General features: G+C 31.4%; 19 protein-coding genes and 6 pseudogenes. 7 read left to right on the top strand and 18 right to left on the bottom strand.

What is annotated here, in order from left to right:
* Positions 1 to 243: 243 nt before the first annotated feature.
* From DT250_RS18220 to DT250_RS18210, 3 genes are read right to left on the bottom strand one after another with little or no spacing between them, the layout of a single operon-like run.
* Complete coding sequence (locus DT250_RS18220; protein WP_149213487.1) at positions 244 to 639, bottom strand: DUF6262 family protein; 396 nt, start codon at positions 637 to 639, stop codon at positions 244 to 246.
* Positions 639 to 2,525: a site-specific integrase gene (locus DT250_RS18215; RefSeq protein ID WP_149213486.1), complete on the bottom strand. Its 1,887-nt coding sequence runs from the start codon at positions 2,523 to 2,525 to the stop codon at positions 639 to 641. The genes DT250_RS18220 and DT250_RS18215 overlap by 1 nt, the downstream gene beginning before the upstream one ends.
* Entirely contained in the window at positions 2,512 to 3,729 is a 1,218-nt protein-coding gene (locus tag DT250_RS18210; RefSeq protein ID WP_149213485.1) for a tyrosine-type recombinase/integrase, read from the bottom strand. The genes DT250_RS18215 and DT250_RS18210 overlap by 14 nt, the downstream gene beginning before the upstream one ends.
* 422 nt (positions 3,730 to 4,151) lie before the next feature.
* On the opposite strand from DT250_RS18210, the gene DT250_RS18205 reads away from it, so the two are divergent.
* Together DT250_RS18205 and DT250_RS18200 are read left to right on the top strand one after the other, a co-directional pair.
* Positions 4,152 to 4,916 carry a DeoR/GlpR family DNA-binding transcription regulator gene (locus DT250_RS18205; protein ID WP_098205437.1) on the top strand — a complete coding sequence of 255 codons (765 nt, stop codon included), beginning with the start codon at positions 4,152 to 4,154 and terminating at the stop codon, positions 4,914 to 4,916.
* A gap of 19 nt (positions 4,917 to 4,935) precedes the next feature.
* On the top strand, positions 4,936 to 5,556 hold the full coding sequence (locus tag DT250_RS18200) for an HAD family hydrolase (RefSeq protein WP_098205436.1): 621 nt from the start codon (positions 4,936 to 4,938) through the stop codon (positions 5,554 to 5,556).
* 372 nt (positions 5,557 to 5,928) lie between these two features.
* Here the strand turns inward: DT250_RS18200 and DT250_RS18195 are convergent.
* Positions 5,929 to 6,155: pseudogene (locus DT250_RS18195) on the bottom strand (sigma-70 family RNA polymerase sigma factor); the annotation flags it as partial.
* A gap of 233 nt (positions 6,156 to 6,388) precedes the next feature.
* On the opposite strand from DT250_RS18195, the gene DT250_RS18190 reads away from it, so the two are divergent.
* Positions 6,389 to 6,664 carry a hypothetical protein gene (locus DT250_RS18190; protein WP_098205432.1) on the top strand — a complete coding sequence of 92 codons (276 nt, stop codon included), beginning with the start codon at positions 6,389 to 6,391 and terminating at the stop codon, positions 6,662 to 6,664.
* 345 nt (positions 6,665 to 7,009) lie between these two features.
* Here DT250_RS18190 and DT250_RS18185 read toward each other — a convergent pair whose 3' ends face one another.
* The gene (locus DT250_RS18185) at positions 7,010 to 8,194 is read right to left on the bottom strand and encodes an FtsW/RodA/SpoVE family cell cycle protein (protein WP_149213484.1); all 1,185 of its coding nucleotides are present in this window, start codon (positions 8,192 to 8,194) and stop codon (positions 7,010 to 7,012) included.
* A gap of 163 nt (positions 8,195 to 8,357) precedes the next feature.
* Here DT250_RS18185 and DT250_RS18180 point away from each other — a divergent pair.
* Positions 8,358 to 8,435 (top strand): annotated as a pseudogene (locus DT250_RS18180) (IS6 family transposase); the annotation flags it as partial.
* 170 nt (positions 8,436 to 8,605) lie between these two features.
* Here the strand turns inward: DT250_RS18180 and DT250_RS18175 are convergent.
* The 3 genes and pseudogenes from DT250_RS18175 to DT250_RS32320 form a co-directional block, all read right to left on the bottom strand.
* Positions 8,606 to 9,262 carry a lysozyme family protein gene (locus DT250_RS18175; protein ID WP_098205431.1) on the bottom strand — a complete coding sequence of 219 codons (657 nt, stop codon included), beginning with the start codon at positions 9,260 to 9,262 and terminating at the stop codon, positions 8,606 to 8,608.
* 162 nt (positions 9,263 to 9,424) lie between these two features.
* Complete coding sequence (locus tag DT250_RS18170) at positions 9,425 to 10,534, bottom strand: acyltransferase family protein (protein ID WP_000044177.1); 1,110 nt, start codon at positions 10,532 to 10,534, stop codon at positions 9,425 to 9,427.
* Positions 10,535 to 10,970: 436 nt separating this feature from the next.
* A pseudogene (locus DT250_RS32320) lies at positions 10,971 to 11,095 on the bottom strand (acyltransferase family protein); the annotation flags it as partial.
* Between the two features lie 631 nt (positions 11,096 to 11,726).
* Here DT250_RS32320 and DT250_RS18160 point away from each other — a divergent pair.
* A complete protein-coding gene (locus DT250_RS18160) occupies positions 11,727 to 13,487 on the top strand; it encodes a peptidoglycan D,D-transpeptidase FtsI family protein (RefSeq protein WP_149213483.1) in 1,761 nt (586 codons plus the stop codon).
* Between the two features lie 11 nt (positions 13,488 to 13,498).
* Here the strand turns inward: DT250_RS18160 and DT250_RS18155 are convergent, their stop codons facing one another.
* Both DT250_RS18155 and DT250_RS18150 read right to left on the bottom strand, forming a co-directional pair.
* Positions 13,499 to 14,326, bottom strand: coding sequence for an SH3 domain-containing protein (locus tag DT250_RS18155; protein WP_149213482.1), 828 nt, complete (start codon positions 14,324 to 14,326; stop codon positions 13,499 to 13,501).
* On the bottom strand, positions 14,316 to 14,849 hold the full coding sequence (locus DT250_RS18150; protein ID WP_141528563.1) for an RNA polymerase sigma factor: 534 nt from the start codon (positions 14,847 to 14,849) through the stop codon (positions 14,316 to 14,318). Before DT250_RS18150 ends, DT250_RS18155 begins: the two co-directional genes overlap by 11 nt.
* Positions 14,850 to 15,156: 307 nt before the next feature.
* On the opposite strand from DT250_RS18150, the pseudogene DT250_RS18145 reads away from it, so the two are divergent.
* Positions 15,157 to 15,732, top strand: a pseudogene (locus tag DT250_RS18145) (IS6 family transposase); the annotation flags it as partial.
* 52 nt (positions 15,733 to 15,784) lie between these two features.
* Positions 15,785 to 15,970, top strand: a pseudogene (locus tag DT250_RS18140) (ATP-binding protein); the annotation flags it as partial.
* 220 nt (positions 15,971 to 16,190) lie between these two features.
* Here DT250_RS18140 and DT250_RS18135 read toward each other — a convergent pair.
* The 8 genes and pseudogenes from DT250_RS18135 to DT250_RS18090 all read right to left on the bottom strand — a co-directional run.
* Positions 16,191 to 18,437 (bottom strand): putative mucin/carbohydrate-binding domain-containing protein, encoded by a 2,247-nt coding sequence (locus DT250_RS18135; RefSeq protein WP_149213481.1) that lies wholly within the window; start codon positions 18,435 to 18,437, stop codon positions 16,191 to 16,193.
* Between the two features lie 81 nt (positions 18,438 to 18,518).
* On the bottom strand, positions 18,519 to 18,737 hold the full coding sequence (locus DT250_RS18130) for a chitin-binding protein (protein ID WP_149213480.1): 219 nt from the start codon (positions 18,735 to 18,737) through the stop codon (positions 18,519 to 18,521).
* Positions 18,738 to 19,424: 687 nt separating this feature from the next.
* The gene (locus tag DT250_RS18120) at positions 19,425 to 19,601 is read right to left on the bottom strand and encodes a hypothetical protein (RefSeq protein WP_179952853.1); all 177 of its coding nucleotides are present in this window, start codon (positions 19,599 to 19,601) and stop codon (positions 19,425 to 19,427) included.
* Positions 19,602 to 19,889: 288 nt separating this feature from the next.
* Positions 19,890 to 20,372, bottom strand: a complete 483-nt coding sequence (locus DT250_RS18115; RefSeq protein WP_149213479.1) for a hypothetical protein — start codon at positions 20,370 to 20,372, stop codon at positions 19,890 to 19,892.
* A 778-nt stretch (positions 20,373 to 21,150) separates the two neighbouring features.
* The gene (locus DT250_RS18105) at positions 21,151 to 21,342 is read right to left on the bottom strand and encodes a hypothetical protein (protein WP_149213478.1); all 192 of its coding nucleotides are present in this window, start codon (positions 21,340 to 21,342) and stop codon (positions 21,151 to 21,153) included.
* 262 nt (positions 21,343 to 21,604) lie between these two features.
* Positions 21,605 to 22,390, bottom strand: a complete 786-nt coding sequence (locus DT250_RS18100; protein WP_149213477.1) for a MerR family transcriptional regulator — start codon at positions 22,388 to 22,390, stop codon at positions 21,605 to 21,607.
* A 338-nt stretch (positions 22,391 to 22,728) separates the two neighbouring features.
* Positions 22,729 to 22,917: an RNA chaperone Hfq gene (gene hfq, locus DT250_RS18095; protein ID WP_149213476.1), complete on the bottom strand. Its 189-nt coding sequence runs from the start codon at positions 22,915 to 22,917 to the stop codon at positions 22,729 to 22,731.
* A gap of 48 nt (positions 22,918 to 22,965) precedes the next feature.
* Positions 22,966 to 23,056 (bottom strand): annotated as a pseudogene (locus DT250_RS18090) (transposase); the annotation flags it as partial.

Genomic DNA, 23,056 nt, shown 5'->3' with positions numbered 1-23,056 from the left:
CTCTTCAGTCTACAACAATATTTTCTTAATCTACAACAATATTTTTTTAGTCTAACACTTAATTTTTCCAGTCTAGTGTAGTTTTAAAATAAAGTTTGATTAAAAATATCCCCATAGATAAGTAAATCCAAAGGGATAAAACAGTGCATATTTTTATAAACAGTTAGTCTTTTTTCAAAACGGTTAAACTTTATTTTAAATCCCCATTTATTTATCGAATTTCATTCAGAAGCTAAAATATTATTATTTACTTGCCAGTTTTCCAAGTAACAGGGCATTGTCTTTTTTTAGTTTTTTGTTTTCTTTATCTAATTCAGTTATTCTTCTTTTCAGGGATTCAATCAACTTGTCTTTTGAGTTTTCGCTGAATGTCTGTTTTTTAGTTATAACCTTTAACTTCTGATTTTGTTTTTTTATTGCTTCATTGATTGGTATTATAAGTTCTTCTAGATAAGAATATAAGAAAGTTTTACTTACGCTTGCCTTACGGCATATTTCGGCTTTGGAAATAGGATTGTTTATAGGGTCATTAAGGAGCGTTAGCTCCTTGAGAACTGCCAAAACAGCTTGTTTCTTTAATTCACTTTCCATTTTCTTTGTCTCAACCATTTTTAAAGTATTTGGGTTCATATTAACCATTAATGAAAACCTCCTGTATAAAAGTGTTTCGCCGCATCGAATGTTTCACCCCTTTCAATGACTTCTAATGCTGCTTGATAGAACTGGACTACCTTATCAAATTCCTCAGTCTTTTCCTCAAGCCCGATTTGTTTAGCTTGGTTTAAATGCATTGTAAAGGAATCTATAGTATCCAATACTGCATTTTTATGTCTTGGGTATATCTTTTTCTTGATGCAAGTTTTACAAGCCACTTGATGAGGGCAAGAGGGCATTTTATATGGGTGCTCACAACAACCATCACCTTGATCAAACACTGCAATAATTTTATTTTTAACCCATTTGTTATCTCCAAAAACTTCTTCTTGTTCAGGAAGTTTCTCTTTAATATTTCTGGCATCGGATCTAAGAAGTTTCTCTTTAAATTCTTTTTTCAAACGTTCCTGGTAAACTTTAATATATTTTTCCGTCATCGTAACTGATGAATGCCCTAAAAAGTTTTTAACAGCGTAAATATCTACTCCAGCATCAATCATTTCAGTTGCTACAGTATGTCTAAATTGATGGGATGTTACATTATATGTACTTCCAGAATCCTGAGCAACATTTGATAGTGGAATAAGTTTGCAGATTCTAGGTAATACATGGTTCATTACAAAGTTGTAACTAATAGTCTCCGTAATAGGGGTATTATCTTTTTCATAGGCAATCACTTCTCTAAATAAATATTTTTGATTATCCGAAGTTGGAGGGGAGTTTTTAACCCTTTTTTTCTGACGTATAATCGCTTGTTCTACAATATTTTTGCCGTGTGAATCTACAATATGTACTAGAGGAATCACCAAATCTTTTGCGATCTTAGCGATACGGTGATCGATATAGAGCTGAGGGTCTCCATCTAAGTCATACCTCAAACAATCAACATCACTTTCGTCTGCGATCATGTGTGCTAGATCTTCAAAACGTCTGCCTGTGTGCCTTATTATTATAATAAAATCCCAATACTTTGATGCTACTATTGGTGTATCCTTATCAGCTTCTAAGAGAGGGATTATTTTATTTTCCAAGTAATCATCGAGTTGTATTTTTACATAGGGTGGTATTGGTTTAGGCAATGGTTCTATTCTATTTGGAGAATCATAACTAATTAATAAATTATTTGTAATCGGTCCCTCGACCCAATTGTTAAGATACATATAATTAAGCATTTGTTTGGTAGCATGAAAAATTCTATTAGAAAGGTTCTTTGATAGGCTATGGAAATGAGGAAGAATACTTTCAATGTGTGTTTTCCTTCTTAGTTCATTAAATGACTTTATTTCAGGAAATTCATTGTTTAGTATATTAACAAATCTAGTTATCTTATGGAGTTGGAAAGAGAATGTTCCCGGTTCCCATTCTCCAAACATATTATAAAAGTATCGTTTTACAAGTGTTTTCAAGTGAGTATTCTCTATTCTTGTAAAATCAATAATATAAACACTTGGGGAACGATGTTTTGGGTACTCTTTAAATAGTTTTCTCATGTCCCATATATCTTGCTTAAGATATGCATTTCTTTCCTTTGGGTTTTTAATATATTTTATTTCATAATGGGGCGGGTTCCGAAATTTACGTTGTCTTACATTAACCCCCATACTTTCAAGTAGAGTGGCGAACTGCTTGTCCTTAATAGCTTTATGCCAGGATTGATGAGAAGTGATACTATAACCAGCTAATTCTAAGATTTCGGTATAGTTTTTTTGCCTATTAGTAGTATTCTTTAAAACATTAAAAAATCTCTTTTGTGCTTTCGTCATCCAAGATGTATCGATATCCTCAACGGGATAAAAAGAAACGGTTGTTTTTGATATTAAACCCCCAGAGCTATTTGTTTTCGATTGGATACCAGCTTTACTTTTTATCATTTTCTCGCTCCTTTCGTTTTTCTGCTCTATATTCACTCATTCGCTGGTACTCCTTTTGATGGTCACTTGTATTTAAATGAGCATAAGTTCCCATTGTAGTTGCTACATTTGCATGACCTATTCTTTCTTGGATAAACTTCCAATTGATTGGTTCACCTTTATTAATGTATACTCTTGCGAGTTCAGTAACGTGTGTGTGTCTCAATTTGTGAGTGTTTAACTTAATACCCGTTTTTTTGTTGTAATAATTAAGAATAGAGGTAAGTGTTGATTTCTTCATCGGATTTCCATTTTCCAGCGGTTTATTGCTATTAACTACAACAAATAAAAAATCAGCATCCGGATCGCTATCCACCCAATCACTACTAATGTATCTATCTATTAAAAGCATAAGATCAGAAGGGAGGTGAACAAACCTGTCTCGTCCATAACCGGCTTTAGCTCTTGAGCCATTTGCATTGTCTGGTCTGAAGCGTACATGAATACCTTGTTCACCATAATCAATGTCTTCGAGTTTTATACCTAGAAGTTCTCCTGACCTCAGGCCACCTTCTTTAAGAATTAGGAGGATAATTTTATCTCGTAAGAGATTAACCGTCTTTAGATACTTCTTAAAATTCTTTTGCTCAATAGTCTTAGGAATAACATAAGGAACTTTGGATTTAAGCGCGTTCTTTTGAACAGTCCTGTTTCTATGAGTGTGGGTTAACATATCTTTATCCCTCATTGTATTTGTAACCATAACATTACGATATACAACAGGATTATCTTTAATCCTTCCACTAGCTTTAAGCCAAAGAAATAAAGAACTTACTCTGTCTAGAATTGCGTTTACAGTAGTAACTTTAAGGTCCTCCTCAACATATTCATGATCAAACATCTCTACGTTTTCATAAAATCTATATGGGTTCTTGAGCCATAATTTGAAGTTAGTTAGAATATCAAGCCTTCCATCTAAGTCTAAAATATTCAATTTCTTAATTTTTAAATACACCATAAAATACCATAAATAATAACAGTATGTTCGTACAGTATTAGGGGACACCTGACGTTCAGCTCTTGCTTGTATCATATCGAGATATTCTTTGGTCAATGGTATAAAATCTAGATTTTCATCCACAAGATAAAACATTGTCCCATTCTCTGTTTGAGCCTCCCTAATGGATATAACTTCATGCCATTTAGCCTTCTGATTCATGTTCATCTAGCTTACCACTCCTTCAACTGTCCCTTGCTTATATCAAGTTCAAGGCCCTGGGCCTCTGTCCTCTTTTGATTAAAATGAAAATTCTGAAATTTACACTTTAAATTTATCATAACTTATCAATTATTACTATGTATTTTTAAGTTGTACTTATAGTTAAAAAAAGATAGTAGGGACATTCAATCCTTACTATCTTTACACTTAATATTTATATGTCTTTAACACTTTGGCAAATTTATACTTACAACGATAAAATTTTAAATCCATTATAAAATCGCTTAATATTATAAAGGCATTAAAAATAAGGTTTTACCAAATCCACTTAATAACACTTAATTACAGGAGCGTTATCGTACATTATAACTTAAACTAACTTGCATAATAACTTACTTTAACTTAATATATTCTTATGGAGGTTACTTATGAATCAAGAAGAGCGATTGATACGAGTTCTTAATTATTTAGAAACAAATAAAACTATGAATATAAAAAAAATGTGTGAAATGTTTCATATCTCAAGAGATACTGCAAGAAGAGATATAGTAAAACTTTCAAAAAACAAAGCAATAGTTAGAACTTATGGCGGAGTGGCTTTAGCTACTTTTCATAAGAAAATTAATACTTATCAAGTACGGTCACAGACTGAATTAGAAACGAAAAAATCGATTGGAATGAAAGCTGCAAATATAATTGCAAACAATGACATGATTTATTTAGACGTTTCAACAACTGTCAATTTTGTAGCGCAACATTTACAATCAAAGAACGTAACTATTGTGACGAACTCTATTGATACTGCTTATATGTTAGCTCAATCTGAAGATACGACTATTCACCTTTTGGGAGGAACTTTAAATAAGGTTTCTCGACATACTACGGGGACTTCGACCACTGAAAAACTCAAAGATTATCACTTTGACAAGGTATTCATTGGAACTGCAGGTATTACAGAAGACGGGATATACTATGGTTTTGAAGAAGATATTTATTTCAAGCGTGAATTAATAAAACATGCTGATCAAGTTATTTTAGTGGCAGATCATACTAAATGGAATCAGCGACGAAATTATAAGGGTTTAACGCTTGAATCTATAGACACATTCATTACAAATCAAGTTATGTCTAATGATTTATATAATACTTTGAAAGAAAACGGTGTTGAAGTAGTAATTACAAGTGAAGATTAAAAAATAGGGAGGATTTATTTTGGTTACATCTCTTGTTTTTGATGTAGACGGCACAATTTTAGACACAGAAAAAGCAATATTAAAATCCTTACAAAAAGTTTTAAAAGACGAACTAAAGGAAGATTATACGTTACAGGATTTACGATTTGCATTAGGAATTCCTGGAAAAGTAACCTTAAAAAAATTAGATGTACAAAATATAGACGTTGTCCATCCGAAATGGTGCAAATCTGTACTAGATTTTTCCCATGAAGTTTCGGTGTTTGAAGAATTAGAGGACGTTATTAAAGAGTTATCCCTTAGTAAATTAAAGCTAGGGATTGTTACATCAAAAACTAAGCAAGAATTAATAGACGAGTTCGAGCCATTTGGCCTAAGCGATCATTTTGAACATATAATTTGTGCGTGTGATACGGATAAACACAAACCACACCCTGAACCATTATTAGCTTGTTTGAAACAATTAGATGTTCCTAATGATGAGTCAGTATACATAGGAGACTCAATATACGATATGAAATGTGCGAAAAGTGCTGGTGTTAAATTCGCACTCGCTTTATGGGGTTCAAAGACAAAAGAAGGTTTTGAAAAAGCTGATTATATATTAAATTCCCCAAAAGATATTTTGGATTTAATTTAATCAAGTTTCTTACTAATAAAGACATTAAGTTACTCACTAAAAAGTCGATTTCTTAGCGTACAGGAAATCGACTTTTTAGTTATAGGATCAGCGAAAGAAATTCGGTTATTGTTGGTGCTATCTTTCAGTGAAGGCTTTATTGATATTCTAGTTTTTTTAGCTAAAAACACCTTAACTCTAGTTGCCTTTATGGTTCTTATTAAATTTTCGGCAAGTTTATGGGTTAATAATTAACTTACGGCTAATTTATAGGTAAAATGACAATCAAAGTATTAGCTTGATAGGAATAGGGTAACATCACTTGCCTATCAACTTAATATTTTATACATCCCCATAACAAAATTTTTCTCTCTAAAGTTATTTATGTAAACACCATTGACTAATTTGTTTATAGACAATGCCATTCAACCAAAATAAAAAGGTCTAGATTGATCATATTTTGAGATGGATTTCCATAGTTGAAAGTAAACCTCATTTGCAAATTTATTTGTATCATAACCATTTTTAACTACAGCAAATACAGTCTCATATATTCTCCGATTTGTTAAATCAAATATATATTCAAAAACTTCTTCGTCACCGGATAACAGACGGTTTATTCAGTTGCTTATATTGTCATTACTAGCCAAATAGGCATCCTCCTTAAAATTGATTTCACTATATATTGGACAGTAATCATGATAAAGTTCCAAGTTTGATAAAAAAATATATTTATCATCCCTTTAGAAGTATATAGATTCCGTTAAGCAATTAGGCTGGTGTAAATTTAAACCTAATGTTTTCCATTTAAATGTGATGGAATAGAAATATATATAAAGAGTAGGAAAAACAACTGAACTCAAACACAAAACAGTTTATTTATGATATCCAGCAAAGAAAGAACAATTATATGGAAGATGTATTAACAGCAATACAACACCCTAAAAAAGAGCAATCTGTACAGGTCATTCAAAATATAGTAGAGAAGATGGATATGATGATTAGTTTAGTTACTACCTATATGACTATAGAAACAGAATCTATGAAAGAATTAAAAGAACTTCAGGAAGAAATTATTCATGCTCAAGCTTATATTCAAAAACGAAAATTTGAAGAAACACAGAGATAAAACCCTGTGCTTTTATCCAGCAGTCTATGACGCCAATCTTTTATGAATCAAACTAGATGTAATTTGATTCTCAATTTAACTCACGTTATGGAGTTTTGAGAATCCCTTAGCGTATAAAAACGTTAAAATGTGCGTGCTCCCCCTTTGTAACCTTAAAATTCATTCCAGCAATTCCTTACAACGTATATTTATATATGCAAACTCTAATTACAGACAAAGGGAGAAGAATGTTTATTATTCTCCCTTTGTCTATTAACACTACTTGATTATAGCTCTGTAACCTTTTTTATTCATCTCGTGTTATTCTACGAATAGTTTAAGGTATAAGTACTTCTTATTTGATATTTAGTGCTGATTCACTGAAAACATATATTCTCTGTATGTTTTTCGTGTGGATAAAATAAGCCCCATCATTAGCATGTTCGAAAATAAAGAGCTTCCGCCATATGATAAAAATGGAAGTGCAATACCTTTGACAGGCATTAATCCCACAATCATACCGATATTTTGAAAAAGTTGTAACATTAGAACGCCTATAATTCCTGCGCATAGTAAGGTGCCGAATAAATTATCTGCGGAATTACCAATTATAAGTATTCGGGAAAGCAGTAAGAAGAATATGCATATTATAAAAGTGGCAACTATAAAACCGCCTTCTTCGGCAATTGTGGCAAAAATGAAATCAGTATGTTTTTCTGGAATATAAACATTTCCAGAACCAAATCCTTTTCCTTCTATCCCTCCACTACCAACAGCTAAAAGTGATTGTTGAGTTTGATATCCCTGATCTGTATGCTGAAATGGATCTAACCAGCCTAAAATTCGTGATTGTTGGTGAGGCTTTAATAAAGTAACTAACTTATTGAAGAAAATATCTGGATATTTTACGTATATAAATATTAAAGCAGACAATACAGTCATCGGAATTACTGTACATAGTACGATTAACTTTTTTTGAATTCCTGACATAAATATAATACATGCAATGGCTGCTATATATAGGAACACCATTCCCGTATCAGGTTGACTATATACAAGTAACGCAGGTGGAATAGTTATCAAACATATTTTACCAATCAAAAGTAAATCGGTTTGAAATGTCCGTGCCATATACTGTGCATTATGTTTTACGACTAAACTTGCGACCAGAAGAATTAAGGCAAGCTTAAAAAATTCAGTTGGTTGAATAGCACCAATAATTGGAAATCTAAACCATCTTTTTGCCCCTAATATTTCAGGTGTAAAACTTGACACTGGTAATACCTTTAAAATGATAATTGAGATGAACCCCACAAAATAAATCGGCCAAGCTAATTTTTGTAATTGATCTAAATCGATATTGGCAACAATTAATAATAGAACAAAACCTATGGCGTAATTTACCATTTGTTTCATAGCAAAATTTTGGTTACCATATTGCCCGGTTTGCTGACTGCTGTATATTGCAACAATACTGGTGATACATAATATGAATAAAATGAATATTAGTTTCTTATCTAATTTTTTTAAAAAAACTATTTTCCCCACCATTTCAACCCCCTAGACATTGTGGTATTTACTTTTTATAGGAACTATCCTGTTTTTTATGTGTACATTAACATTTATTAATATAATTTTACAATAATAAGGAGATATTGAACATTCTCAAAATTATCCATACTTATGAGGCTACTTTAAAAGGTGACTGATTAGTGTGGATAAGGAAAGTTTATTTAAATGGAGACATTATGAGCCTAATATTATTTTGTTGAACGTGAAATGGTACCTACGGTAAAACCTAAATTCTCGTGACTTGGTGGAGTGCTTTTTAAGTCTTGCCTACTTTGCATGAGTCACTCCAAACTCATCTGAACCAGGCATGTAGTCAGACCATTTTTAGAATACGGGTATCACTATGACCTGTTTTAATAAATACCTCACACGAATCTTAAAATTCTTACATTATAATTTTTCTGAATTACTCTTTGAATTTTTTCGGAGAAGTTCTTCAATAAGCTTTGCTTTTTCATTCACCCTTGTTGCATATGTGAAATCACCATAACAATATGGATACCTAAAATTTTTTTTATTTCCACCACAAGTGTACATCTCTGGATTTTGATCAACTTTCATCTTAGAAAAATTTTTGGCCGAATCTTCCGAGTGTTGTTTAACTTCTTGACTAGCAATAAAATCAATATACCCTGGTCCCATATTATAGCTTTGAATAATTGTCTCCATGCTAACATCCTTTTCCGTTCCATATTTGTACATTTGAGCAAAGTGTTTGACCCCTTGTCTAATGCTCAAGCTTGTCTCTTGAATTTCATTTGGCTTTAATCCCAGTGATTCAGAAGACTGCATAGGGTCGTTTCCCTCACCTCTACTCTCTTGGTACATAATTCCTAATAAAACTGCTGTTTTACCTTCTAAATTATATTTTTCTAATTCTCTTTTCACGGTTAGCTCATATTGCAATAAACGTTGTTCGGTAGCAATCGCTTTATTTCTTTGAATATTGGTTTTATGCTTAACATAAAATATTACAGACATGGTTCCTAAACCTAAAATACTAATAAAGAATAATATAATAAATCGTGTTTTAATCGTATGCTTCATACATTACTCCTCCTCCTATAAAAAATCCGTACCTTTTTGGACTCAAAATTATTTTTTTAGGTGTAAAGTTTAATATAGGAATTTAAAGAAAAAACAACCGCCTGAATTGTGGATTTTTCAAGGCGGCTTATTTTTTGAATCGTTTCCTTCCTCCTACAAGTATTACACTTTTTTTTTGAAATTTTTTGTTCTTTGTTTTGCCCAATTGATACATTTCTTTTCAATTAAATGATACGATACTATAGAACAAAGTATTGTCATTGTAATACATAAGATAAGAAGGAAAAGGATAGGTATTTTTGTATACAAAAGTTTAAATAGTACCATCATGATTGGAAAATGACATAAATAGATACTATATGAAATTTCTCCTAAGTATACAAATACACTCTTATTTAAAATTTCTTTTACCTTTAGATTATTCATGGCCATTATAATCAGTATACTAACGCCAATTACGACACCCCAATCCTTTAATAGGAAAGCAGTATCACTACGAGAAATCAGCAAAATTCCAGTAGAGTATACATATAAAAAGATTCCTAGTGTGATAAGAAGATTTCTTTTTAAATTTTTCATATTTCTATATAAGTGGGTAAGTTTTTCCTGATGCTTAAAAAGTAACATTCCGACCATAAACATAGATGTGAAATGCAGTGTATCGGCATAACCATTATAAAATCCCTCAGCTTTCCCAATATGCAACATATTAAGGAAAATACTAATTAAAGAAAAGCTCATAGCAAACAGTATCGTTTTCTTCCAACTCTGTTTATAAAATAGAAGGAATAACAAGGGAAACACGATAGATATACGCATTTCTTGAGCTAATGACCAGATAACCGGATTATAATTATCCGTAAAAAAGTTATTAAGAAGTACAAAGTGATTGATAATATCTAATTTTGTTATTGGCCCTTGCCACTTATCATAGAACCAATCTCGAAGTCCTGTAACTTCATATGATGAAAATAAAATAAATAAAGCAAAGGTGATAAATATCCAGAAATAATAAGGGATATAGATTCGTACAAATCTCTTAATTAAATATCCCCAATAATTTGTTTTTGAATGATAGAGTGCCATAGATAGCACAAAACCACTGAGTACATAAAAAATGATTACAGCTTCTCCACCAGCCCATAAAAACCTAAGAGGCGATAGTTTTATAGAATTAGGCAATGATGGTAGCATCAAACAAAAATGTCCGATTACCACTGTAATAGCTGCTAATCCCCGTATAGAATCTAACTCTTTTATTCTCTTACTCATAAAGTCTTCTCCTTGTAAATTGTAGATTTTACTGTTAATAAAGGCCACTATACTAGTGTAGTGGGAGAATTGTACATATATACGTATAGGATAGAAGGAACTATTAAAATAAAAAGTAGGGTAAACTTTAAATTTTTGAACTCTTTTTTTTAGGTAATCTAACTTTAAATATTGTTCTTATCACATTACTTTTAGCAGAAATCACCCCATTATTACTGTTCAACTATATTTTTAGGATTACAATTAATAGACAATCTAAGTAATAAGTTTGTTCCACAGTTACAAAAAAATTAAACCAGTGTGCCCCAATTGAATATCAAAACACACTGATAACTTAGTCTTTTTCTTTTTGTCTACTAAAAAGGGGTAAGACCTCATCACAATCAAGCCAAGAAAAGCAAATACCCAAAACAAGAAAATTTGCATCTCCAAATTATGGTATCATTAAACAAAAATGTCCAAATACAACTGTTATAGCCGCTAGTCCTCATATGATTCTAATTCGTTTATTCTCTTACTCATAAGGTGTTCTCCTTGTAAATTATAGCTTTTGTTATTAATATAGATGACTATACTAGTGTAGTGAGTGAAGTAAATATATTTTGTTTACTTTTCTTTAAACTTCCGATATAAACACTACAGAAAATTGTGGATCTTTTAAAAGCATTTTTCATATTTATGCATAAATTATAGAATAAATATAGAAAGAAAAAAGAAATTTTATCTAAAAAATTTTTTAAGATTTTATTAAATTTATTGACTCACATAAACATATTTACATATTTTAAAAGTTATTTTGCCGTTAATAAAAATCACCATACTAGCGCAGTTGGAGAATTGTACATATTGTGCTTATGTTTCGTTACATTCCTGATATAAACAGTACATAGTCAATCTGTGTATCTTTTGAAGAGAATTTTCGTATTTAATTAAGCATAAATTATAAAATAATAATCGTTAAAAATTTGTATTGTCTTTTAGAAAGCACTTTAAAACTGTTTTCTAAACCCTTGTTATAGTCTGTCTGACTCATATTAAGCTTATAAATAGACTTGTTAGTAACTTTTCATGCTAATTATTCCTTTCTTCATGCTGTAATACTTAATAGAAAACCTAAGTAATAAGGTTGTTCCACATTTACAAAAAAAATAATTAACTATAAGATGAAATAGGCTACATAAGGGAGGGTTATATGTTACATACAAAAAGATGGAGATTTTTTGCGGTTCTTTCTATTGTAAGTTTGATTTTACTAATTTTATTAAAAATCAACTTCATTTCAATTACTATCGCAACTTCTTCAGCTGAAAGAGGAAAGATTTTTGATCAAAATGGTGTAATACTAGCTACAAATAAGAAAGTTAAGTCTCTATATTGCACTTCTAATGATGAAAAGCTATCGAAACAAGATACATCAAACACATTAGCTTTTTTCAATCAATTTTCAAAAGAATTTCAACATGACATTTCGGCAGAGGACATAAAATCACAATTACAGCAATCTTGTAAAAAGCAGACTATGAATGGTATGCCGTTATACTCTGATATAACTGAGAATGAACTTGCATTCATAAACAAAAACAAAACCAATAATGTAATAATTAAAGATGAATGGATTCGATATTATCCTAAACACGAAATTGGTTCACAAGTAATTGGGTATGTAGAAAATGACCTTAATTCAAAGCATATGGCTGTTGGAAAAAGCGGGATTGAGCTGCAATATGAAAATGATTTAAAAGGAAAACCAGGTAAAACTCTTATTTTTAAATTGAATAATAAAAAGTTCTTATGGAATATTCAAAAATTACAAAAAGGTAAAGATGTACGGCTAGCTTTAGACTCTGAGTTGCAGCAAAAGGCAGAAGAAGCATTAAGATCTCAAATTAAGAAAACACCTGATGCTAAAGCTGGTTATGCTGTAGTGAGCGATGCAAAAACTGGCGCAATTTTAACTATGGCCAACTCGGTAGTTTTTGATCCAAATATATTAAATACACATGTATCTTCTAGAAAAGAAAACATTAAATCACTTTCGCAAAATAAAGCGATTCAAAAATTAAAGTATGGTGAATCTTATGTAAATATGGCTTCTACTATAAAACCACTTACTATTTTAATTGGATTAAACGAAAAACTTTTCCAACCCGAAGATACTTATTTAGATAAAGGTACTTTTCAGTATGATAATCAAAATAACATTACGAATGCACCTGGAACACCAACAGGTGAGATTACACCGAGGCAGGCTATCATTAATTCATCTAACACATTTATGACAGCAAAAGTAGCTCTGCCCTTATTCAACCAAAATAATGGAAATATAGAAAAAGTGGCACATATATGGACAGATTATTTAATGCAATTCGGCCTACGTTCTAAAACCGGGATTGATTTACCCTTTGAAGAAGACGGACAATATGAATTCCATCCATCTAATAAGTTTGAAAATGGAATCTCCGCTTTATTAAATGCCTCTTGGGGAGGAAATGAAGTGCATACCCCTCTTCAACTCGCTCAATATGCAGCAACTTTGGCAAGTAAGGGTGATAAATATAAACCTCAAATCGTAAGTGCGATTATTGGTCAGGACAGTAAGGAAACAAAAAAGTTTAAACCAATTTTAGAAAGTTCAAATCGTTATCCTATAGAATTTTGGAGTGTCGTGCACGGTGGAATGAGTCAAAATATAGAGGAGATTAAAAAGTTACCCTTTCATGTCGCAGGTAAAACGGGTAGTACAGGTTCTCCAAATAAGCAAGAAAGAATGATAAATCATTCTCTTTTCATTGCATATGCTCCTACCGAAGATCCACAAATCGCCATTTCTGTCGTTATTCCTGGTAGTAATCCAGAAAAAAACATCGCTGCTCTCGTTACATCAGAAATTTTAGAGTCCTGGCATACACTTCAAAAAGAAAATAATAACAAAGAGGAAGGTTCATTAAAGTGAACCTTCCTCTTTTACCATATAGAATCTATATCCATTATTTTCCACACACCTTGCTGATCCTTTTTGAACACGAATGAATATTTAATATCAGTTAAAACATTCTCTTTTTGTACATACCCAGTATTACCGTTAAATGTCGATATTTTTATATATCCATCATTCTGCACTTTTTCTGGAATCCAAGCTTTTACCACCTCATTAGATACTTCATATAAAACTTGTGATTCTCGTTTTGGTTCAGCTAAAATTTTCGTTTTATTTCCAGTAACAGTTACATATATAAAATGTTTTCGCTTTGATTGGTTACTTTCTGTCATTCCACTTGGTACTTTATATACCTTCTTTGTATCATTTGCAAATTCTCCCCCCATTGTAAGAGCGACTTGCAGCTCATGAAACAAATCTTCATCAAATTTCAATTCATCCTTCTTATAACTCTTCCCTTTAAATAAAACTTCATCATTTAATGCTCTATACAAATCATTTTCATTTTTTGAATTTGTACTTCGAGATAAATCATTCATAAACTGTTTTAATGATGGCTCTTGAGCAGACTCATCTTTTGTTTTTGGCTTAATTTGAGTACTACTTTGTACTGGTGATTTATTATCATCAAGCCCAGGTTGTTGAACAATAAAAAATAACATTGTACAAACCAACACAACTACAACGGGCAATGCTTTTTTACGAGATGGTTTCTTATATGTTATAGAATCTACTTCACTATTTAGGTATATAGATTGCTGTATTCTATGAATAAATTCTTCTTCATCTTTCCGATGCCCAATTGGGCCGTTTTTTATTTTACTATACCAGTCAGAATTATTTTTACTGTTCATCACTTCTACCCTCCCCTATTAATTTTGAAACTTTACTTCTCGCTCGGCTTAATCTAGATTTGACTGTTCCAATTGATACACCTAATGTTTCAGCCATTTCTTCATAAGATAATTCATATTTCGCGTCCAATATTAGTATTTCACGGTGTTTTTTAGGTAGTTTTAATACTACATCCCACACTTCATTCATTTCCTCTTGCTTAAAAAATTCTTGTTCTGCCGATGGAGATTGTTTATCGTCACTAAAAAATCCCACTAAAGATATCCTTTTAAAATAAGAGGATTTCAAATAGTTTATTGCCGTATTTCTTGTGATTTTTAATATCCACGTTTTAATAGATGACTCCTTTCGAAACAAGTGCCAATGTTTAAAAACCTTTATAAAGACATCTTGTGTGATGTCATCTGATAAGTGTGGATCTTTCGTAATAATAAATGAATAATTCCATACATCTTGCCAATAGTCTTTTATAACATAGTCCAGCTCATCATGATTACATTTTTCAATAAACTTTTGTTCCATTTCCACACCTCGAACTTATTTAAATAAACATAAAACTCCCCTCACTTTTATTATGGTTTCAATATATAGACATGATACAAGTTTCATTTGTTCCCTTGTTTATTTTTTTATATTACCATTGTAATTAACGCCAATGGACAGTATAAAGTACACACTATGAATAGATATAAAGACTAATTTAATTAAAGACAAGAAAATCATTGAAATAAGCTGACGCGTTATGATTTTCATGCGTTCTCTTCCCCACTCACTTTTTCGAGATAAATGGTTTATGATTGCATAGAAAGATAAGAAAAAAGACGCTATCATTTCTCATACCTTGATTATGCGTTGGGTTCATCAGTATGGCCCTGAATTGGACAAACGAATTCGTCATCACCTGAAGCAAACCAATAATTCTTGGAAAGTTGATGAAACATATATAAAAGTTAAAGGATAATGGCTGTACCTGTACCGTGCTGTTGATTCGAAAGGAGACACAATCGATTTTTGTCTAAGCAAAACAAGAGACCAAAAGGCTGCAAAGCACTTTTTCAAGAAAGCTTTGCGGTCTTTTCATGTTTCAAAGCCACGTGCGATAACAGTCGATAAGAATCCGGCTTATCCTATAGCACTTGAACAGTTGAAAAAAGAAAAAAGCATACCTGATGGTATGCAACTTAGACAACAAAAGTACTTAAATAATATGGTAGAACAAGATCATCGCTTTATAAAGAAGCGTATCCTTTCTATGTTAGGGCTCAAATCTTTTGACACAGCAATATCCATTCTTTCTGGAGTAGAAGCCATGCATATGATTAAAAAAGAACAGATTAATTTACGGAACCAGTCTATCCAAAATCAGAAAGAATTCGTCCATCAATTGTTTGGACTTGTAGCATAAGATATGATTCCGATAGGAATATATATGCTTTATTCTCTTTTACTTTATTTTTGCATCAGAAGATTTCCCATATATATTCGATAGATTTTACAAAACAAAAAATTCTAATAAAGAATGGTCCATTGGAATTGGCTTAGCACTAGCAAAATCAATTATCGAAGCTCATCATGGATTTATTAAAGTAGAAAGCCAACAACACTCATTCACAAAATTCACAATAACTTTTATGAAGTATTAATAGTTCATAAAAGTTATTGTAAAATCCTAACCTTTGAGTATAATTTTTAAAAATTAATCATCTGTTGAAAAAAAGAAATTCGATTAATTTATCATAAATAACTGTAGAGAAATAAATTTTTCGTTTTGGGGGTAATTAAAAATCTTAGCTTGATGGGCATAAGGGGAAACTCCATAATTACCATAAACATTTTGGCGTAGTTTCAATATACATCAGACCACTATGTTAGTGGATTCCATAATGCCAAAGCGAATATCCAATTTGGATCACCATTTCCTTGATGATTTTGAACAGCTTCATACACTGTCCCTTGATGTTCTACTTTATCTCCCTTTGTATATGCCTTCTTCGGATCCCATTTTTCATAAGATACATTTTGATCTTTTGTTTTTACCGGAAGAATGTTACTTTGAATTGATGTATTTCCAGCTGCATCTACAGCCTTCACTGCATATTTATATTCCTTATTAGCTGTTAAGTTTTGATCATTAAACGTCGTTCCTTGTACCGTTTGAATCAATTGTCCATCGCGTAGTACCTGATATTCTTTTACACCTACATTATCTGTAGAAGGGTTCCATTTTAGCTCTACACTATTAAAAGCAACGTTGCTTGCATATAATCCTTGTGGTTGTGTGGGAGCTTCTGTATCTGGTTTCGGATTAACAACTTGATTTACTTTTTTCAGGCCATCTTTTGTAACTTCATACATTGCTTTTTTATCAAAGTTTTCACGTTTATTATTACCTAAATTTATTAATGTTGCCCTCTCTCTGCCTTCTAGATGTGTAAGTTCAATAAAATCACCGATCTTTACTGGAACTTTTTGTGTTTCAGCATTTTGTTGTTTATTCCCATAAACCTCTCTGTTATAGACCACTTTACCTGATGTATTTTGCACTTTAATACTTGCATATGTACTATCAAAGTAGTTATGTGGTACACCTGCTTTTAGATCAATTTGCATTTCTTCTGTTAATTTATTTAAATTTACTTTTGCGAATTCAAAATCTCCAATTCCTTTCAGCGACCATGCAAATTGGTCTCCTTCTAAGATATCATCTGTATTTGGTACATGGTTTTTTATTTGAGTAAGAAGATCCATCATCGGTCGCGGTTCATTTGCAAAAACAGAAATGATATTGTTATTTAATTCTTTCCACTCAGCATCTGTTACATTTGGATTTTGTAACATAAGAGAAACGTAATCTTCCCATACTAAAAAATTGATTGGTAAAATATTGGTGGATATTTTATAAATTGCAATTTTATTATCTTTTGAAGTCATCGCTTTCGCTAACCAGCGTAATCGCTCTGATTGATCTAGTTTTACTGGGTCACGTTCAGCATTTTCAAATAGTAGCATATACGGCACTTGCTTTGTCGGGCTATTATCTGACCAAGGAATAGCAGTTGCATCATGACGGCTCGACTGACTCCATCCAGATATATCATTTCCTAAATTCCAAGAAGATGGATTGTTATTCCATATAAGTGCACAATGTCCAGGTTGTCCAACAGGCATAGCTGCTACTCCAAACGCTTGGCTTACTTGCGTACCAAACTTCGAAATATTACCGCATACCCCACCAAATTTGTAAATGGAAGAAAGATTCCAACCTAAACCATAGAATGCATCATTTCCAGCGTGAATGCTAACTCCATCCTTGTTATGGGTTACATAATTAATCAAATATGCACTTTCCCCTACCTTATCTTGATTTTTAAGTTCTGGATGTTCCGTATTAATCATATTCCTTGCCCAAGTTAAATCTTCTTCTGGTGACCAAGTATTCACTACTAGCCTTAAATGCCAAACATCATATGTTCTAAAGCAAGGAAGTAACTCATTATTTTGATCTGCTGATTTATAATGTTGGTACCTTGTTAATGGATTAATAGGTTGATTGTTTGTCCAATATTTTATAGGTTCAGCATGAGCTAACGATGTAGCTATCGCTAGTTTTAAATACAATCCTTCGTGAGAATTTGCATCCGCATTCCAGATTGTATTCCATATCTCAAGTGCATTTACAGGATTTTTTCCAGTTGGACTACCACCTTCAAGATAGGTATTCATCACATCTGTATTTTTCATAGCCCACCCAAGAAATTTCTGATGATCAGCATCTTTTTTTGCAAATGTAGCCATTGTTACAGCACCTGTTTGTGATATGAATTGCCACTGAGCCAAAGCTGCTGCAAATCCTGGGTCTGCAAGCTTCTTTTTTAAATTCTCTTCAGTAATACCCCCAATATTTCCATTCAGATATGCTGTGAGATTATTCAAATGAGCTTCAAAATTACCATTTGCAATGGCTTGATCTGTCTGTTGATTCAATGTTTCTAAAGTGAATGTTTCTTGATTGAATGACATTGTTTCAGCTGAAACCTTTGTATGAGGAATCGTAGCAATACTTCCTAAAATAATAGGCATAGTTAGTAATAAAGATGAAATCCTTTTCAAAATAATTTCCCCCTTTTTTGTTTTTGATTTTTGACTGCTGCATGACTCTCCTTTATATAAAATAATTCCCATGCCATCAACTTAAAAATTCAAAATAAGCGGTTTCCATAACGATAAAGTAAATATCCAATTCGAGTCACCATTTCCTTGATGATTTTGAACAGCTTCATACACTTTCTGTTGCTGCGCTTGTTCTTCCGCAAAGATTTCTAATGAGGGCGTTATTCCAGTAGCAAACATAGATAATGTGGCAGTTACTATCACTAAATTTTGTGTTTTTCGTTTCTGTCCCCTTTTCATACTATCCCTCCGCTATATTTTCAGAAACTTAAAATATGAATATATAAGTAATAGATATTAATTATATATTCATATTATCTATTTACACATATTTACACAATTTAACATAAATATACTCATTTATATAAGGAAATGGATATATTTTAATTCACTTAATAAGATGAATAACCAAATAAATGTATGAGAAAAAAAGATTTTAATACATTTATTATAAATAAAAAGCATAAAACACAAAAAAATGTCAAAATATTAACACATTATATTCTGGTACAAATATCTCCAGACAGTTATAACTAATCACCTTAAACTCCGATGGTTCAATTGTCCACTTTGTTAATTTCTCATTTATTATATAAATTTTATATAGCAAAGAAAACGCAACCCTATAACAAATGTCATAAAGTTGCGTCCATTGCATGTGTAAATAAGTTATTGAAACTTCTCCTTCACCTTATTACACACAATATACACTATGATTATCGGTTAGCAGCCTAACATCATAGTTTCATTCATCATACCATATCCGCCCCTAGTAAAAAAATGAATCCCTGCTAGGGGTATTTTGCATGCATAAAAATAGATACCCATATTTTGTGATATCCAGTCCATTAAAAATCTAAAAATATAGGTTGACTAATCGTAAGAAAAGCACCTGTGATATACACAAAGTGCTTTTCTCTTGTCAATTTATCTATTTTCACTATACTTATCTATTTTCTTTTTATAACTCAAACTTCTTAGAATCGTACTTTTGGCTTGTTGCAATTCATTTTGTTTATCTGTCTGTACATCTTCAACATTTTCTCCATCTGCTAATATTCTCTTGTACTTAAAAGAGTGCGCTGTTAATACTGTTTTAATCATTTTGTATTGCCCTCCTTTTGTTTGATTACTTGTATCATAAAACAAGTATCTGAAGTTTATATGTAGTCTATCTAGAGTGTATGTAAATTTAAAAAATCTCTAACAAAATGTTTGTATTGTAACGTTACCACTAAAACTACTGTTTTAAACACCATGGTTTGAAGAGACAGTCCCCCATGTTCTAGCCTCAATTCCTCCTACAGTTCTATATTGAGTAAAACTAAATGATCCCTATCATATAAAAAGAGCACCACTTTTTGGATGCTCTTCATTATAACTATATATTATTTAATTATCTTCTTTTGTTTCTACCATTTTCCCTTGTTGAGAATCCGTACCTGTACCTTCTGTTCTTTCAACAGTTTTTGCATGTTTTCCAGGTTGTGATTCTGTACCTTCTTTTGTTTCTACCATTTTTCCTTGTTGAGAATCCGTACCTGTACCTTCTGTTCTTTCAACAGTTTTTGCATGTTTTCCAGGTTGTGATTCTGTACCTTCTTTTGTTTCTACCATTTTTCCTTCTTGAGAATCTGTACCTGTACCTTCTGATTTTTCAACAGTTTTTACATCTCCTTTAGATGCTGGCACTGCATCTTTAGGTAAATCAAAGTTTTGTGAGGAAGACGTTGTTCCATCTGCACTCTGTGTAATTACTTGATTTGAATTTTCATTTGACTTTAAATTGTCCGTTTTCGCATCATCTGCACCTATTGCACCACCCGCTAATAATCCTGTACTTAAAAATGCTCCTGCTAATAATGTTTTAATCATTTTTCATTACCTCCTGTTTATTTGTAATATTCATCAAAAAAAGTATCTAAAGTTAATGTTTTAATCATTATCTTTATCTACTTGCTTTTTGATTACATTTAGCATAAGGCAAGAATCTATAGTTGATATGGACTGTATCTGGAGATTATGTAAAGAAAAATAGATGATCAATTGTATATCCTAATGAATGCTTAGACAAGATTAACATTTTATATGAGTTTGATAGTTGAATTACCCTTTGTTTTTGATCGTAAGGTTTATGGATGGGGTAAAGCCTATTGTGGACCTAATCTTTTCTAATTTGAAAGTAAACTTTTGGCTAAAAGTTTACTTTGGAGTTTTGAATCATTTTATAACTAATTTTGTAATAAATTTCTCAATATAGATATACTTGTTAAGTATGGTTTTAATATTCAAAATTAACAAAAAATAAATTATGATAAAAATATGATGGTTATCCTTTTGTTTACTCCTTGTGCTGAAGATAAGATTGTGTTCCCGATCTTATCTTTTTTCTTTGTAGATTTTTGATACAAAAAAAGAATCCTTATAATAAGGATTCTGCAACAGGAAATAACAAAATATAAACAATTGTAGCTTTGAATTAAATTTTAATCAAAAGTGTGCCCAAATCCTCATTTTACAGTGAAAAATGGAAGCCATTTAAAAAAAAGATTGATTAAAATAACTTCTATATTTGTACATACATATTGTGTTTTTATAAAAAAGTTTGATAATTTTAACAAGCGAATAGTGAAGAATTACTCCTGTTCCAGTGTTATTTACATTTACTACATAAAATTTCGTTTGCTCTCTTAGCTAATACTTTATCTAATTGTCCAACAGGCATATTTTTTTCTTCAGGTAAAACTAAAGAAACTACAAATTGTTCACCATGTTCGATTGTTTTACCACATTGTGAACATACTAAATTTACATCTTTAAAATGATTTTTAAATTTATCTAACATATCATTTATTCCTCCTATTTAATTGTATAATATATAAAATTTAAATATCATTATATTTATTATACAAGATTAAAAAGAAAAGATGGAGTTTAATTCCAATTCACACCATCTTTAGCAACAACTATTTTGGGTATCACCAGCATTTCAGAAAATAACCACGCTAAGCCAAAAATACAATAAGCTGTCCATACGGACAGCTTATTTACATAATTTTCGTTATTGGAAGTTGATTAATATTAGTTTAAAGTTAGCATAAAGTAACTTATTTATCATTATGTTGATTGGGATTATACATTCCGTTTTGAACCATATAATATTCTATTACTTGGTCTAACCATCTTTCTTCTTCCTCTGTGTAAGGAGAGGCCATCATACATTGAAAATCTTCTATTTCCTCGTCCTCTAATTTTCCAAAAGCATGCATAGCCTCTTCACCAACATATTTAAGAGATGCCTGCAAATGTTTATTTGCTAACTCTTGTACTTCTGGATCATGAACTGGTTTTCCAACTAACCTCTTCACATCTCTCGATAAATCAATAAACTCTTTATCTAAGGATAAATTCTCCTCATCAGTTTTATTGTAAACTTTATCTGTAATTTCTTTAGAAGTGAAATGTTCAAGCCATGTACGTTGATTTTCTTCATTTTGAATGTTATTAATCAAACTAATTAATATTTCACTTGGAACATCCTTTTGACTATCTAACAAAGAAATTGTTTGATTAATTGCGTTCAGAACTTTATCTAAATGCTCTTTTTTCTTCTCAAATGCTTTTTGTTGTTGAATTAAAGTGTCCTGTAAGCTTAAGTTGAGACTTGTATTAGTTAGCATTAATCTTATTTCTTCTAGGTTATAACCTAAGAATTTTAGGGCCAAGATATTTTGAAGTTTTACTATATGATCCTCTCCATATAGTCGATGGCCAGAACTGAGGTCTTTTTGAGCTTTGAGTAGCCCTATTTCGTCGTAATAATGCAATGTCCTTATTGAAACACCAGTTTTCTTAGAAAATTTACCAATTGAGAAACTTAAATCATTACCCAACTTATATAACCTCCTTACAATCTATTATTAATTTCATCATAATATCTAACGTAACTGGAGGTTCAAGCATTAATTTTTACAATTTAAATTTTGTATATTCTATACATGCTTGGTTAACATAACATCTTATTATCTGTAGCAAGAAAAAGGAGTATACCTACGCTCACAAGGGAACCTCCTTTTTTTGTTCTATGGATCTATGCAATTTTTTATACATTCCTATCCTGGCACGATTTTAGGGTTCTCGTTTGTTACTGGATTAGCCAAAAAACTGTATAAAATCTTGCATACTCTTAGCGTGGGGTTTTTCCAAAATGCTGGCGGTACACCAGTATGTATTACATAGCAAGTGTAGAGATTGCTTGTTTGTAGATTAATTGTTGTTTACCACGAATCATCATTAGGATGGTAAATTTATCTGTTGCAAGGATCTGCCCACGTACTGGAACGCCATTCTTTAAAAATACAGTAATTTCCCCTTTTTTCTCTTTCAATTGCTCATACATATCTTCTTGTAAATTAAACATGAAATGCGCCCCCTGGTTTGTTTGTATTTACTTTTCTTCTAATACATGCTACTTTTCATTGTTGGATATTTGTGATTCCCATTCACTTTCTATTTTTCTAAACCATTTTCCTATTTTGCTTAGATAATATCTTTTTACT

The organism is Bacillus sp. AR2-1 (assembly GCF_008368755.1).
Classification (GTDB): domain Bacteria; phylum Bacillota; class Bacilli; order Bacillales; family Bacillaceae_G; genus Bacillus_A; species Bacillus_A wiedmannii.
This window is presented reverse-complemented; position numbering and strand designations above follow the sequence as displayed.